The sequence below is a fragment of the Bradyrhizobium sp. genome (assembly GCF_035701725.1).
Lineage (GTDB): Bacteria > Pseudomonadota > Alphaproteobacteria > Rhizobiales > Xanthobacteraceae > Bradyrhizobium.
The window spans coordinates 1-14,154 of the sequence record NZ_DASSRP010000054.1; the positions used below are offsets into that span (position 1 = coordinate 1).

The window sequence follows — 14,154 nt, forward strand, 5'->3', positions numbered from 1 at the left end:
CGCCTTTGCGCGCGGCGATCTGTTCGAAGCGGTGCCCGGACAATTGTTCGGCGAACCCTGTGAGCGTTCGCCGGCCGAAGTGTTTCAGCGGCTGTGCGTCATCAACCCGTCGCCCTATGGCGCGCTGATGAACCTTGGCGACGGCGAATTTCTGGTGTCGGCATCGCCGGAAATGTTCGTGCGCTCCGACGGCCGGCGGATCGAGACCTGTCCGATTTCCGGCACCATTGCGCGCGGCGTCGACGCCATCGGCGATGCCGAACAGATCAGGCAGCTTCTGAATTCGCAGAAGGATGAATTCGAACTCAACATGTGCACCGACGTCGACCGCAACGACAAAGCACGCGTGTGCGTGCCGGGCACGATCAAGGTGCTGGCGCGGCGCCAGATCGAAACCTATTCCAAGCTGTTTCATACCGTCGACCACGTCGAGGGCATGTTGCGCCCCGGCTTCGATTCGCTCGACGCATTCCTGACCCACGCCTGGGCCGTCACGGTGACCGGCGCGCCGAAGAAATGGGCGATGCAGTTCGTCGAGGATCACGAGCGGTCACCGCGGCGCTGGTATGCCGGCGCGATCGGGGTGGTGAATTTCGACGGCAGCATCAACACCGGCCTCACCATTCGCACCATCAGAATGAAGGACGGCATCGCGGAGGTTCGCGTCGGCGCCACCTGCCTGTTCGACTCCGATCCCGCCGCGGAAGATCGCGAATGCCAGGTCAAGGCGGCCGCGCTGTTTCAGGCGCTGCGCGGCGATCCGGCAAAGCCGCTCTCGACCTTTGCGCCCGATGCCACCGGCTCCGGCAAGCGGGTGCTCTTGATCGACCACGACGACAGTTTCGTCCACATGCTCGCGGATTATTTCCGGCAGGTCGGCGCCAGCGTCACGGTTGTCCGCTATGTCCATGCCCAAAAGATGCTGGCGAAGGCCGGTTACGACCTCCTGGTGTTGTCGCCGGGTCCGGGACGGCCGGAGGATTTCAGCATCGCGGCCACGATCGATACGGCGCTGGCCAAGAAGCTGCCGATCTTCGGCGTCTGCCTCGGCGTGCAGGCGATCGGCGAATATTTCGGCGGCCAGCTCGGGCAGTTGTTGCAGCCGGCGCACGGCCGGCCGTCGCGGGTGCAGGTGAGGGGCGGGCGGCTGATGCAGAACCTGCCCAATGAAATCGTGATCGGGCGCTATCATTCGCTCTATGTCGAGCGCGACAGCATGCCCGATGTGCTACAGGTAACCGCCAGCACCGAGGATGGCGTCGCCATGGCGATCGAGCACAAGACGCTGCCGGTGGCCGGCGTGCAGTTCCATCCGGAGTCGCTGATGTCGCTCGGCGGCGAGGTGGGTTTGCGTATCGTCGAGAATGCGTTCCGCCTGAATGGATGATCCGGAAAACCGGGAACCGGTTTTCCGATAAGATCATGCATTAAGATCATGAATAAAGACAATGCCACTGCATTGAAGATGACGAACAGGATTTGAGAGGCAACCGATGTTCCCCGAATACGATTTGAAGGCGACGGTTCGCACCATTCCGGACTATCCGAAGCCCGGGATCATGTTTCGCGATATCACCACGCTGCTCGGCGATGCGCGGGCGTTTCGCAGAGCCGTCGACGAACTCGTGCAGCCCTGGGCCGGATCGAAGATCGACAAGATCGCGGGCATCGAGGCGCGCGGCTTCATTCTGGGCGGCGCGCTGGCGCATCAGGTTTCCGCCGGCTTCGTGCCGATCCGCAAGCGGGGCAAGCTGCCGCATACCACGGTGCGGATCGCTTACTCCCTCGAATACGGCGTCGACGAAATGGAAATGCATGTCGATGCGATCCATCCTGGCGAGCGCGTCATCCTGGTCGACGATCTGATCGCGACCGGCGGTACGGCCGAAGGCGCGGTGAAGCTGTTGCGTCAGATCGGCGCCAACGTGGTGGCCGCCTGCTTCATCGTCGATCTGCCCGAACTTGGCGGCGCCGCCAAACTGCGCGCGATGGATGTCGCGGTCCGCACGTTGATGACGTTCGAAGGGCATTGAAGTCAGCGGCAAAATGGGCGTCGTCCGGATTGCGGTCGCAACCGGTTTCGGTCACAAAATCATAGGGTTAATCGATCCGCTCGATCGATAATTCGCGGCGTGAATGGCGCCCTCGGAGCTGGATCTTAGGGCAGTGTTGCCCCAACGCTACATCTACAAATGGTGGCCTTGGGTATATCTACCGCGTTGAACAACGTTGCTAGATATTTCAGTGGTTGGAGACCTTCGATGAAGCGATTGGCGCTGTCGGCGATAATTTTGGCTGTTTCAGCCGCGTCTGCATCTGCGGCGGACTTGGCTGCCCGCCCGTACACCAAGGCGCCGGCACCAATCGTGACGATCTACAACTGGACGGGGTTCTATGTTGGCGGCAACGTCGGCTATGGTTGGGGGCGGTCCAATCTGGATACGGTACTTGATCCGACGAGCAGTTGGTCCATTGAAGGGACGGCGTTCCAGAACCAATTTGTCGCGCTGAGCAATCAGCGTCTGAATCCGGCCGGCGTGCTCGGTGGCGTTCAGGCCGGATACAATTGGCAGGTCGGTGCGGCCGTACTTGGTGTCGAAGGAGACATCAATGGTTCGGACATCGGAAAGCGGAGCATCTTTACGGGCGCCAACCCACCGACGGTCCGCACTTTCAACGAGAGCATCAGGAACGATTGGTTCGCTACATTCCGTGGCCGTGCGGGTTATGCGGTCGATAGAACGCTACTCTACGTCACTGGCGGCCTCGCGGTGGGCGGCGTCAAGGGCAGCTGGGATCTGTCCTCCACCAACGGCTATACGAAGACTGCCGCCGATAATAGCACCCGGGTGGGCTGGACGGTCGGCGCGGGCATCGAGCATGCCTTTGCACCAAACTGGACCGTCAAGCTCGAATATCTTTACACCGACCTTGGCAGCATCAACTACACCTCGACCTATGTACCCGGCAGCACCTTTGCTCCGCCAAATTTCAATTACATCGAGCATCTCTCGCAGGATTTCGCATTCCACACAGTTCGCGTCGGCGTGAACTACAAGTTTGGCGATGCGGTAGTCGCGAAGTACTGATCTTCAGAGACATATTTAAGGGCCCGGTTTATGTGCCGGGCCTTTTTTGCGCACTCGATCCAGTGCCTTCAATGCGCGTCGCAAAATGCCGAGGGCCGATCTTTGCTGGTCTGCTGCGAGTGCGGCTCGACATGCGGGCGAGCGCCATCACGACTGCTGCAGGATCAGGCTCAGTTCGAGCTCGCGGAAGCTCATATAGTTGCGGCGAATCCACTGATGCAGTTCGGTGGATGTATCCCTCTCGTGCCGCAAATAGTCGGTGAAGGAAAAGGAGAGCCGGTCGATATAGGTCTTCAGAAACGTCGGCAGCGCGCTGATGTGCACGACCTTTCCGGTCGCAAAGGCCTCCGGCAGTTCGCCTCGCACGATATATTCGTTGTCGACGGTGACGAGCGAGGTCCGCGGAATCTGGCGTTGCAGCAGCGGATAGCTTCGCGCCGAGACGCGGTCGGTGTCGCCGATGAACATGACCACGGGAACGATGCCGCGGCGCACGGCTTCCTTCACGAACCCGATTTCCTCCGTCATCTCGAAAAATTTGTCGAAGGCATGGAAGCCGAGGTCGATCACCTTGGGCAGGTCATCATTGATGATCACCCGGTCCATCAGCGCCATCTTGCCGAAGGTGTCGTCGACCTCCGCCGTCTCGGTGGTGTCAGGCAGGTATTCGAGCAGCGACGGCTCTTTCAGGTTGACGTCAAAACCCAGCACCTTGCCGTGTTTCAGCAGGAGAAATTCGCTGAGCAGGCGCGCGACCAGAGTCTTGCCGACCAATGGGCGAGGCGAACAAACGATGTAGACGGGTGTCTGACGCATCACGCGCTTTATCTAGTGGAGCGGGAGAGGAATGCCAGGCCGGCCGCGACACCAGCGAGATCCTCACCCATTCCAGCCCAATCGGGCCGGCCGCGCAATTATTTTTCGCCGCCGCTGCGCGAACTCGATTTGCTGGAGCCGACGATGTCGGTGAGCTTGATGCGATCGTATTCGGCCCAGACATTGGCGAGCCAGTGCCGCACATAGCCGCGCAGCACGAAAGAATAGTTCGCCGCCTCGTCGCTGATGCCCTTGTTGGCGACGAATTTCAGGAACGGAACCGAAGCGACCTCGACCTGCTCGTAAGCCATTTCGTTCAGCTTCGGGATCGTGAGGTCGGTCGCATCCTTGATGCGGTGGAAATAGGAATTGTAGGTGGCCTGATCCCACTGGAAGAACTGGGTGTCGTTGATGAAGTTCTTCACCAGGAAATATCTGGCGCCTGCCATAAAATTCGAGGTTTCGGCGATTTCGTCGAGGGAAGCGATCGAGGGGCCGAGAATGTGGAACACGGCAAAGGTGATCTGGCCGGACTTGGCGGCGTCGAGGAAGCCGATGTCGCGCAAGGAGGCGAGCGCCGGCGAGAGAAGTCCGGCGCGGACGTCGATCACGGTGACCGACGGAGAAACCGAGTTCAGCGTATCGAAGATCTTCATCTGATCCGAGGTCGTCGTCATGTCGACGATCTCGGTAATATCGGGATGGAAGCGCTTCAGCGTGCCGCGCGGCGATTCGGTGTCGAAAGCCCGGGTCAAAACGTTATTCGCGCTGAAATAATCCAAAAGCGTGCGCGAGACGGTGGTCTTGCCGACCCCGCCCTTGTCAGCGCCTACCACGATCACTGCCGGTTTCGCCATGAATCTACCTGTATCCCTGTTGGGCACATTTATCTGTCCGAACCGGACATCCGGTTCCGAAAAGACCGGGCTTGATCCCGGATATGTCCCAAATCCCCAACCAACGGGCGCCCCGATGAAATCGAAGTTCCCCCTGTCTGCTTTGGGTGCGAACATGGCAGAAACAAGGGAGAATTCAAATCATTAGAAGCCGATTTGCCCCAATCATACCGCCGTCGTTAATGCCAGAACGCGGCCTGAAGGTGGCCGCTCGGGTTTTTTCGGTGCACGCGGGGCCTTAGTGTCGGCCCCAAGGGCCGGCGGGAGGTCCGGAAGCTGGGCCCGTCGATGGTCCCGACTCGTTGCCCCAAGGTCCTGAATGTGGCGCGGTGTCGACCGGGTTTGCCGCATCGCTCCAGGGACCTTTCGGCAACCGCGGCGGAGGTTGATCGTCCGCGCCAGGGAGTTGGTCCTGCGGCATGTCGGACGGGAGCGCAATCGGGCCCGGGTCGCGCCCGCCGGCGAATTTCACCAGCGCCGCAACACGGGCATCCACCGACGGATGGGTGGCAAACAGATCGGCAAAGCCCTCGCGCGGGTTGTCGAGGCACAATTCCATCACGGCCGAGGTCGCGCCCGGCAGCTCGCCGCGGTTCTCGATCTTGCGCAGCGCCGAGATCATGGCGTCCGGATTCTTGGTCAGTTCGACCGAGCCGGCGTCCGCCAGGTACTCCCGCGAGCGCGACAACGCCAGCCGCACCATCTGTGACAAAGCCCAGGCCAGCGCGATCAGCGCGACCGCGATGATGATGACAATGACGGCGCCGCCGCCGGAGCTCTTTCTGTTGTCGGACGATGATGAACTGTCGGATGAGGACGACCATGAACCGCGGCGATAACCGCCATATCCGCCGTAATAGCCGAAGTTGGTAAAACTGCGGAAAAACAGCTCGGCAAAGAAGCCGACCACGCCGGCTATGATCACCGCGATCACCATCATCTGCACGTCGCCGTTGCGGATATGGGTCAGTTCGTGCCCGAGCACGGCCTCGATCTCCTGATCGTCAAGCGCGTTCAGAAGGCCGGTGGTGACGGTGACGGCATACTGGCTCTGATTGAGCCCGGTGGCATAGGCATTCAGCGCGTCGCTTTCGATCATCTTCAGCTTCGGCATCGGAATGCCGCGCGAGATGCAGAGATTTTCCAGGAGATTGTAGAGCCGCGGCTGCTGCTGTCGCGTGACGTCCTCGCCGCCGGTGACGGCATCGACGATCTTCTGATGGAAGAAATAGGCGATCGCGATCCAGGCCAGCGTACCGCCGGTCGCAAACGGAAACGCCTTGACGAGGTCGCGCGCGGCGGCGGCGAGATAATAGTCAGCCGGCGCACCGCCATAACTCATGACTTCCGCGATCAGCGCGCCGGCATAGACCATCACGTAGACCAGCGCGAACAGGCCGCCGAGCAGCAGCATCGAGCGGGTCTTGTTCGCCGCGATATGCGTGTGGAGACCGTAGGCGGCCATGGTCTGGTTTCCTCAAACCCCCGTCATTCCGGGGCGCGAGTGAAGCGAGCGAGCCCGGAATCCATTTCTCCAGGCATTCAAGCGGCGCCATGGATTCCGGGCCTGCGCCTGACGGCGCATCCCGGAATGACGGGCGAAGCCAGCATCATTCGTCTAGATAGTTAGAATTTCACCTGCGGCGCCGCCTCGACTTCGGTGCGACTGGCGCCGAGATCGAAGAATTCCTTGCGGGTAAAACCGAACATGCCGGCGAACAGCGCTGCTGGCATCTGCTGGATGCCGGTGTTGTATTCCTGGACCGCGTTGTTGAAGAAGCGGCGGCTGGCCGCGATCTTGTTTTCCAGGTCCGACAATTCGCTGGCGAGCTGCTGGAAGTTGGCATTGGCCTTGAGATCCGGATAGGCCTCCGACAACGCAATCAATCGGCCGAGCGCGCCGGAGAGCTGGTTTTCGGCGGCCGACACCTGGGCCGGTCCCTGCGCCGACATCGCGGAATTGCGCGCCTTGATGACGTCCTCGAGCGTGCCGCGCTCGTGCGCCGCATAACCCTTCACGGTCTCGACCAGATTCGGAATCAGGTCGTGACGCTGCTTGAGCTGCACGTCGATATCGGCAAAGGCCTGATTGACGCGCTGGCTGAGCGCCACCAGGCGGTTATAGGCGCCGAACGCAAACAGGACGAGAACGACAATGACGCCAAGCACGATCCAGCCGGACATGGAAAACTCCGTAAGGGGAAGCGGGTGCGGATAACCTAAACCAAAGTCGATCAAGCGGCAGCCGCCACGAGGTGGGGTTCTGGTTGGTCGGCCGCAAGGCCGCATTCGTTCAAGCAAGCGCGGTCGGACGGATTAACTTTAATCCATCAATACCTTAATCCACTGGTGGTCCATTCTAACATTCGCATTCCTTCTCAGCAGGCACTTTTGCGAATGTTAGAACCGAAGGACCACTGGCAAAGATATGTTTCTGGTGGAGTTTTGGATTTGACATTCGCTATGCGAACCCGCGACTGGCTGGGTAGCGAATGTCAAATCCACTCCGCCACCGCATCGCCCCAGCGCCAGCGGCGCGCCGTTGCATAAGCGGCTTTGTCACGCCTTGCTATCTTCGCGATCGCGACGCCGCCGGCGGTGCACAGCTTGGCGGCGACCTCGACCTTGCCGACATCGGGTGGCGCGAGCACGCGGGCGGCGCGCTTGGCGGGCGCCTCGCGCATCAATACGACGTAGCTGAACTTCTCATCTTCAAAGGGAAGCTCGGCGCCCTTGAGTTGAATATGCGCGCGCAGCCGCGGCAGTCTCTGGGCAAAATGGCACCAGTCTGGCGGCTGAAGTGGACAGGGCAGGTCGTGCGGGCAGGGCACGGCGACATGGGCGCCGCGCGCGATTAGGTCGCGGCGAAGCGCGATGATCCGTTCGTAGCCGGCCGGCGTGCCGGGTTCGACCACGAGCAGCACCTCGCGCGTCTTGGTCCAAAGCCGCTCGGCAAGCCCTGAACGTTCGGCGTCGCTGACTTCGCCGATCAGATAGCTCGCGATCACGAGGTCGGCGGCATCGACGTCGTCGAGCGCGTCTGGATCGCGGCGGCAGGTCATGGCGCCAAGCCGCGGATGGTCGCGGCCGAGTTCGAGCGCGAGCTTCTGCAGCGCCGGGTTGATATCGAGCAGCATGAAGTTCTCGAGCGAGGCAAATGCTTCGGCCGCCGCCCAGCTTGCGGTACCCGGGCCCGCGCCGACGTCGAGCAGGGTCTTCGGCGCGAAGTCGGGCCGCTCTTCGACAAGTGCATTGAGGCAGGCCGCAATGGCTGCATAGGTCGCGGGCATCCGCACCAGCGCATAAGCGAGCGCGTCAATCTCGGATTTGATCGCGATGGAGCTTCCACCGTCTCGGTAGGTCTTCGAGATCAAGGCGGCGCGGCCGGCGGCGTCCTGACGCGACAGCCCCTCGAGCTTTGCGTCGAGAGCTGCGCGTAGAGCGGCCGGAAGGGAGGGGGAAGTCATGGCAGCTCCAACGTCATTCCGGGACGGTCCGGAAGGACCGGACCCGGAATCTCGAGCTTCTCAGCTGCGCAAGTTGCGCACCATAGTTCGATGCTTCGCATCGCCCCGGCATGACGGCCGGAGGATCATGCCACGTGCTGGTCGAGGATTTTCACCGCCTCATCGAGCGCGACCGAGACCAGCTGCGACACGCCGCGTTCGGCCATGGTGACGCCGAACAGGCGGTTCATCCGCGCCATGGTGATCGGATTATGCGTGATGATGATGAAGCGCGTTTCCGTCGTCGAGGTCATTTCATGCAACAGGTTGCAGAAGCGTTCGACGTTGTGATCGTCGAGCGGCGCGTCGACTTCGTCCAGCACGCAGATCGGCGACGGGTTGGTGAGGAACACCGCGAAGATCAGCGCCAGCGCCGTCAGCGCCTGCTCGCCGCCCGACAGGAGCGACAGCGATTGCGGTTTCTTGCCGGGCGGTTTCGCGATGATCTCGAGCCCGGCTTCCAGCGGGTCCTCGCTCTCGATCAGGTGCAGCGCGGCCTCGCCGCCGCCGAACAGTTCGGTGAACAGGCGCTTGAAATGCGCGTTGACCGTTTCGAATGAGGCCAGCAGGCGCTCGCGCGCCTCGCGGTTGAGGCTCTGGATGCCCTGGCGCAGCCGCTTGATGGCTTCGACCAGATCGTCGCGTTCGGTGGTGAGCGTGGTATGCTGCGCCTCGACTTCGCGCAGCTCCTCCTCGGCGCGCAGGTTGACGGCCCCGAGCCGTTCGCGGTCGCGCCGCAGCTTTTCGAGGTTTTCCTCGATCTCGGGCAGGGGCGGCAATTCCATGCCGGGCTCGATCTCGGCAAGGCCAGCGACCGCCTGCGGTTCGACCTCGAGCATGTCGTGGATTTCGCGCTCGATGTCGGAGAGGCGGCGCCGTGCGCCTTCCATCCGCTCTTCGGCGCGGCCGCATGCCTCGCGGGCGCTCGACAGCGCCTCAAGGGAGGCTTTCGCGGCGCGGTCGGTCTCGGCCATCAGGTTCTCGGCGGCCGCCAGCGTGTCGGCGGCGGCGCGGCGCCCGGCCTCGGCGGCCTCGATTTCGCTGATCAGCGTGCGGCGCTTTTCGGCGAATACCGCCGGCGCTTCCTCGAGCTCGGCGCGTTCGGCCCTGACTTCGTTGAGGCGGGCCTCGATGGTCTCGAGCTGCGACGTGGCGCTGGTCTTGCGGCTTTGCCATTCGTTGCGCTCGGCCGTGATGGCCTGAAGCCGCCGGTCGGCAAGTTCGGCTTCGCGCGCCAAGGCTTGCGCTTCGGCGCGCACCTGGGCGGCGACGCGGCGGCAGCCGTCGATGCCGGTCTTGACTTCGGTCAGCCGGTTTTCGGTCGGCTCGCTCGAAGGCAGTTCGTTCAACGCCGCGGCCGCGCTATCATGGGCGGCCTGGGCTTCGCTGCGGTCGGCGTCGATGCGGTTGCGCGCTTCCGTCAGCGCCGACTTGCGCGCGGTGTGGCGGTTGATCTCGCGTTCGGCCGCCGCATGGCGCTCGCGCGCGCTATCGGCTTCGCGCTGGGCGGCACGCGAGGCCTCGCGCGCCGAGGTCTCGGCCGATGCGGCGGCCTTCAACTCGGCCTCGGCGGTCTCGAGCGCCTGCCGCTTGGCGCCCGCATCGATGCGGGCCAGCTCCAGCTCGTTTTCAATGTCGACAAGGCGCGCGCGCTCGGCGAGCCGCCGCGCCGCGCCGGTCGGGGCATGGGCCGCCGCGACAAAGCCGTCCCAGCGCCAGACGTCGCCCTCCAGCGACACCAGCCGCTGGCCGGTCTTGAGCTGCGAAATCAGTTCGGCGCCGCGTTCGCGCGCCACGACGCCGATCTGGGCCAGACGCCGCTTCAGTTCGACCGGCGCCTGAACATGGGCGGCGAGCGCCTCGATGCCGTCGGGCAACGCCGGATCGCCGCCGGTGCCTTCGGCAAGCGTCCAGCGCATCGGCGCGGACGGATCGACCGGCGCGTCGAGATCGTCGCCGAGCACGGCGCCGATCGCCTTTTCGTAGCCCTTGGCGACCGTGATGCCGTCGATGATCGGCGGCCACAGGTTCTTGGTCTCGCTGTTGACGAGTTTCGAGATCGTGCGCGCCTCGGTCTCGAGCCGCTGTACGCGCTTGTCGGCTTCGGTCAGCGGCGTGCGGCAGGATTCCAGTTTGGCGCGCGCGGCGGCGTGGGCAGCCTCTGCCGCTTGCGACGCGCTGTCGGCGCTGGCTCGATTTTCCTGGCTTTCTTCCACCGCGGCCGTGAGCATCGCGAGGTCGCCGAGCCCGCTGGTCTCCTCGGCAAGCTTCTGCTCGTCGCGTTCGACATTGGCGATGTCGGATTCCAGCTTCGCCAGCCGCTCGCGGTGGGTGCGCACGTTGCCCTCGAGCTGATTGCGCTTGGCGGCGAGATCGGCGAGCGCGGTGGTCAGCTCGGCAAACAGCCGCTCGGCTGCGGCAAGCGTCGCTTCGGCTTCGGAGACGCGTTCGTCAACGCCGCTGCGCTTTTCGACGCGAAACTTGATTTCTTCCTTGAGCTCGGCGTCTTCGGTCTCAAGACGCGACAGCGCCGCATCGGCGTCGGCGGTCTGCTGCTGTTCGCGGCTGATGTCGGCGGAAAATTGCGTCAGGCGGCGATCGAGTTCGGCAACGCGCTCCTTGGCGCGGGCCTCCTCGCGGTCGAGCATCTCGCGGGCGTTGGTCAGGCGCTGCAGGCCGGCAGCAGCTCTGGCTTCGGCCTCGCGCAACGCCGGCAGCTCGGAGGCGCGGATCGCCTGGATGCGGGCGGCTTCGGCCTGCTCGCGGGTGCGCTCCGCCATCTCGCGGACGGCGAGGTCGTGAACCTGGGCGGTCTCCGACACGCCGGCCTGGGCCTCGATCCAGCGCAGGTGGAACAGCAGGGCCTCGGCTTTGCGAACCTTGGCGGCGACCTCGCGATAGCGGATCGCCTGACGCGCCTGTTTCTTCAGGCCGTCGATCTGTCCCGAGAGTTGCCCGATCACGTCCTCGACGCGGGTGAGGTTGGTTTCGGCCGCTTTCAGCCGCAGCTCGGCCTCGTGGCGGCGAGCATGAAGCCCGGCGACGCCGGCGGCATCTTCCAGCACGCGGCGGCGCTGCTCGGGCTTGGCCTGAATGATCTCGCCGATCTTGCCTTGGTGGACGAGGGCCGGCGACCGCGCCCCGGTGGCGGCGTCGGCAAACAAGAGCTGCACGTCGCGCGCGCGCACGTCACGGCCGTTGATGCGGTAGACCGATCCGGCCTCGCGCTCGATGCGGCGGGAAATCTCCAGCACCTGGCTGTCATTGACGGCCGCCGGCGCGGTGCGTTCGGAATTGTCGATCGTCATCACCACTTCGGCGTGGTTGCGGGCCGGGCGGTTGCCGGAGCCGGCGAAGATCACCGCATCCATGTCGGCCGCGCGCAGCGACTTGTGCGAGGTCTCGCCCATCGCCCAGCGCAGCGCTTCCACGAGGTTGGACTTGCCGCAGCCGTTCGGACCGACGACGCCGGTGAGGCCGGGCTCGATCATGAAATCGGTCGGTTCGACGAACGACTTGAAACCGTGAAGGCGAAGGCGGGTCAGCTTCATAGGCACAGATTCTCTGTTGGCAGGGCGCGAATCTCCCTGCCCGGACAATACCATAGAAGGCAATGTCGTTGTTGGGGGTGAGTCGTCTGAAGCGGCTCTTGAGGGGCCGACAATGGCGAGGCGTCCGCCCAAGGGCAACCTGCGCCAGCGCTTTTCCCAAGGGAATTATCTACGGATTCCGAGGGACTTATCCCAAGATTTATCGCGCAACGGCAGCGGTTCCAGTTCCCGCTTAACTGCCTAACTCTTCAGCAGCGCCTTGATCCGCTTGTCGAATTCCTCAAACGAGGTTTCGCCTTTGATCATCTCGCCGTTGATGAAGAAGGTCGGGGTCGAATTCACCTTCAAAACGTCGGAGGCAAATTTCTGGTCGGCGACGATCTTGTCCAGCAGCGCCTGGTCCTTCAGGCAGGTTTCGACCTGGCTCTGGCTGAGCCCCGCCTGCTTGCCGATCCGGGTCAGCGTCTCGGTGGTGTTCTTCATCACCCAGTCGCTTTGCTGGCGGAACAGGAGGTCGGTGACCGCGAAGTATTTGGCGGCGTCGTCCTTGGCGATGCAGCGCGACAGCATCGAGCCGGCCGCCGCCTTGATGTCGAGCGGGAATTCCCGGAACACGTAGCGGATCTTGTTCGTGTCGATATAGGCCGACTTGATCTTCGGGAACACGTTCTCGTTGAAGGCTGCGCAATGCGGGCAGGTCATCGAGGCATATTCGGTGATGGTGACGCTGGCGTCCTTCGGTCCGAGTGCCATGTCGGGCAGGGACTGCGGCTTGGCCACATCTGCGGCGCTGTCGGCCAGCGCGTCCGTGATCAGGCGAAGCGGCGAAACCCCGACGAGAGCGGCAAGTCCGGCCAGCGACAGGGCGGCGGTAAAGGCACGGCGCGTGATGATCAAGATCGGCTCCCGAAAGCACTTTGACTGCGAAATATCAGGCACTCGCTAGCTTGAAACGAGGAATGTGGCAATGCCGGGCCGTGGCGGCTTGTGCCGCCGAAAACCTCAATTTCGCTTGATTGTAGCGCCCAGCCGCGCCAGCGCCGCCCGCAACGCCTCGTCCTCGACCGAGGTCAGGGTCTGCGCGATCTGCTCGACCTGGCGCGGGTCCGGCGGCGGTGACGGCCGTGGCCGTTCCCGGCGCGACAGCGGGCCCTGCCGCAGCGCCAGACGGCTGACCGCGCTCCAGCCGAAGAAGCGATTGACGCGCTCGAGGATCACGTCGGAGGCATGCTGGATTTCCAGCGCCATCGGGCCTTCGACCCGCAACACCAGCGTGGCCGGTTCCTGTGGCTGTCCCTCGACGGGCCGCGGCCATTGCATCTTCAGCGGCTCGCAATGCGCGGCGAGTTCAGCTCCGATGATCTCGGTCCAGCGCGTCACGAGTTCGCGCGCGGCAAAGCCCTGCTTGGCGTAGGCGTCCGAAAAGACGTCGCTGAGCAGGACGGATAACGGCTTGGCCGAACTCGGACCGGGTTTTGCCATGGGGTCTTATAGCATGAAGAAAGACGTGGATGCCCGGGTCAAGCCCGGGCATGACGGCGAGAGGGATGCGCTAAAACAACGCCATGACTCTGATGAGCCCCAAGAAGAGAACTGGCTCGGAAGTAACGGTCGCCGATCGCCCGGCGCTGTTGCTCGAGTGGTACGACCGGCATCGGCGGGTGCTGCCATGGCGGCCGCCGGCCGGCCGAAAGCCTGATCCTTATGCGGTGTGGCTGTCGGAAATCATGCTGCAGCAGACCACGGTCAAGACCGTCGGGCCGTATTTTCAGAAGTTCCTGGCGCGCTGGGGCGATGTCGCAGCGCTCGGCCGCGCCTCGCTCGACGATGTCTTACGGATGTGGGCGGGGCTTGGCTATTATTCGCGGGCGCGCAATCTCCACGCCTGCGCGGTTGCGGTGCTGCGCGACCATGGCGGGGTTTTTCCCGATACCGAGGCAGGCTTGCGTGCTCTGCCCGGCATCGGTCCCTATACCGCGGCCGCCATTGCCGCGATCGCGTTCGACCGCCGCACCATGCCGGTCGACGGCAATATCGAACGCGTGGTGTCACGGTTGTACGCGGTCGAGGAGGCGCTGCCGCAGGCCAAGCCGATCATCCAGCAGCTCGCGGCGACGCTGCTCGCGGAATCCCGCGCCGGCGACGAGAAGCCTCGCGCGGGCGATAGCGCGCAGGCGCTGATGGATCTGGGCGCCTCGATCTGCACGCCGAAGAAGCCGGCCTGCCCGCTGTGTCCGCTGAACGCGGATTGCCTCGCGCGCGCACGTGCCGATCAGGAGACGTTTCCGCGCAAGGC

The 14,154-nt window shown here is 63.5% G+C and carries 12 protein-coding genes; 4 read left to right on the plus strand and 8 right to left on the minus strand.

Annotated features, from left to right (window positions below; all coding sequences use genetic code 11):
* From VFL62_RS02725 to VFL62_RS02735, 3 genes are all read left to right on the plus strand, one after another.
* Positions 1–1,387, plus strand: a 1,387-nt coding sequence (locus VFL62_RS02725; RefSeq protein ID WP_325170843.1) for an anthranilate synthase component I, incomplete at its 5' end; no start/stop codon positions are given.
* 106 nt (positions 1,388–1,493) lie between these two features.
* On the plus strand, positions 1,494–2,033 hold the full coding sequence (locus VFL62_RS02730) for an adenine phosphoribosyltransferase (RefSeq protein ID WP_325170844.1): 540 nt from the start codon (positions 1,494–1,496) through the stop codon (positions 2,031–2,033).
* A gap of 228 nt (positions 2,034–2,261) precedes the next feature.
* Entirely contained in the window at positions 2,262–3,089 is an 828-nt protein-coding gene (locus VFL62_RS02735; RefSeq protein WP_325170845.1) for an outer membrane protein, read from the plus strand.
* A 147-nt stretch (positions 3,090–3,236) separates the two neighbouring features.
* On the opposite strand, the gene VFL62_RS02740 is transcribed toward VFL62_RS02735, so the two are convergent.
* From VFL62_RS02740 to VFL62_RS02775, 8 genes are all read right to left on the minus strand, one after another.
* Complete coding sequence (locus VFL62_RS02740) at positions 3,237–3,905, minus strand: hypothetical protein (RefSeq protein WP_325170846.1); 669 nt, start codon at positions 3,903–3,905, stop codon at positions 3,237–3,239.
* A 98-nt stretch (positions 3,906–4,003) separates the two neighbouring features.
* Positions 4,004–4,762, minus strand: a complete 759-nt coding sequence (locus VFL62_RS02745; protein WP_325170847.1) for a hypothetical protein — start codon at positions 4,760–4,762, stop codon at positions 4,004–4,006.
* Positions 4,763–5,039: 277 nt separating this feature from the next.
* A complete protein-coding gene (locus VFL62_RS02750; RefSeq protein WP_325170848.1) occupies positions 5,040–6,266 on the minus strand; it encodes a M48 family metallopeptidase in 1,227 nt (408 codons plus the stop codon).
* 161 nt (positions 6,267–6,427) lie between these two features.
* A complete protein-coding gene (locus tag VFL62_RS02755; RefSeq protein ID WP_325170849.1) occupies positions 6,428–6,985 on the minus strand; it encodes a LemA family protein in 558 nt (185 codons plus the stop codon).
* Positions 6,986–7,296: 311 nt separating this feature from the next.
* Positions 7,297–8,268, minus strand: coding sequence for a small ribosomal subunit Rsm22 family protein (locus VFL62_RS02760; protein ID WP_325170850.1), 972 nt, complete (start codon positions 8,266–8,268; stop codon positions 7,297–7,299).
* A gap of 125 nt (positions 8,269–8,393) precedes the next feature.
* Positions 8,394–11,858 carry a chromosome segregation SMC family protein gene (locus tag VFL62_RS02765; protein WP_325170851.1) on the minus strand — a complete coding sequence of 1,155 codons (3,465 nt, stop codon included), beginning with the start codon at positions 11,856–11,858 and terminating at the stop codon, positions 8,394–8,396.
* A 240-nt stretch (positions 11,859–12,098) separates the two neighbouring features.
* Positions 12,099–12,755, minus strand: coding sequence for a DsbA family protein (locus VFL62_RS02770; protein ID WP_325170852.1), 657 nt, complete (start codon positions 12,753–12,755; stop codon positions 12,099–12,101).
* A 105-nt stretch (positions 12,756–12,860) separates the two neighbouring features.
* Positions 12,861–13,340, minus strand: coding sequence for a DUF721 domain-containing protein (locus VFL62_RS02775; RefSeq protein ID WP_325170853.1), 480 nt, complete (start codon positions 13,338–13,340; stop codon positions 12,861–12,863).
* A gap of 83 nt (positions 13,341–13,423) precedes the next feature.
* On the opposite strand from VFL62_RS02775, the gene VFL62_RS02780 reads away from it, so the two are divergent.
* On the plus strand, positions 13,424–14,154 hold a 731-nt coding region (locus tag VFL62_RS02780), incomplete at its 3' end, for an A/G-specific adenine glycosylase (protein ID WP_325170854.1).

What these genes read in the sequence shown, in the direction of transcription:
- VFL62_RS02730 (WP_325170844.1), top strand. Translation starts at nt 1,494, where the DNA reads ATGTTCCCCGAATACGATTTGAAGGCGACGGTTCGCACCATTCCGGAC.
- VFL62_RS02735 (WP_325170845.1), top strand. Translation starts at nt 2,262, where the DNA reads ATGAAGCGATTGGCGCTGTCGGCGATAATTTTGGCTGTTTCAGCCGCG.
- VFL62_RS02740 (WP_325170846.1), bottom strand. Translation starts at nt 3,905, where the DNA reads ATGCGTCAGACACCCGTCTACATCGTTTGTTCGCCTCGCCCATTGGTC.
- VFL62_RS02745 (WP_325170847.1), bottom strand. Translation starts at nt 4,762, where the DNA reads ATGGCGAAACCGGCAGTGATCGTGGTAGGCGCTGACAAGGGCGGGGTC.
- VFL62_RS02750 (WP_325170848.1), bottom strand. Translation starts at nt 6,266, where the DNA reads ATGGCCGCCTACGGTCTCCACACGCATATCGCGGCGAACAAGACCCGC.
- VFL62_RS02755 (WP_325170849.1), bottom strand. Translation starts at nt 6,985, where the DNA reads ATGTCCGGCTGGATCGTGCTTGGCGTCATTGTCGTTCTCGTCCTGTTT.
- VFL62_RS02760 (WP_325170850.1), bottom strand. Translation starts at nt 8,268, where the DNA reads ATGACTTCCCCCTCCCTTCCGGCCGCTCTACGCGCAGCTCTCGACGCA.
- VFL62_RS02765 (WP_325170851.1), bottom strand. Translation starts at nt 11,858, where the DNA reads ATGAAGCTGACCCGCCTTCGCCTTCACGGTTTCAAGTCGTTCGTCGAA.
- VFL62_RS02775 (WP_325170853.1), bottom strand. Translation starts at nt 13,340, where the DNA reads ATGGCAAAACCCGGTCCGAGTTCGGCCAAGCCGTTATCCGTCCTGCTC.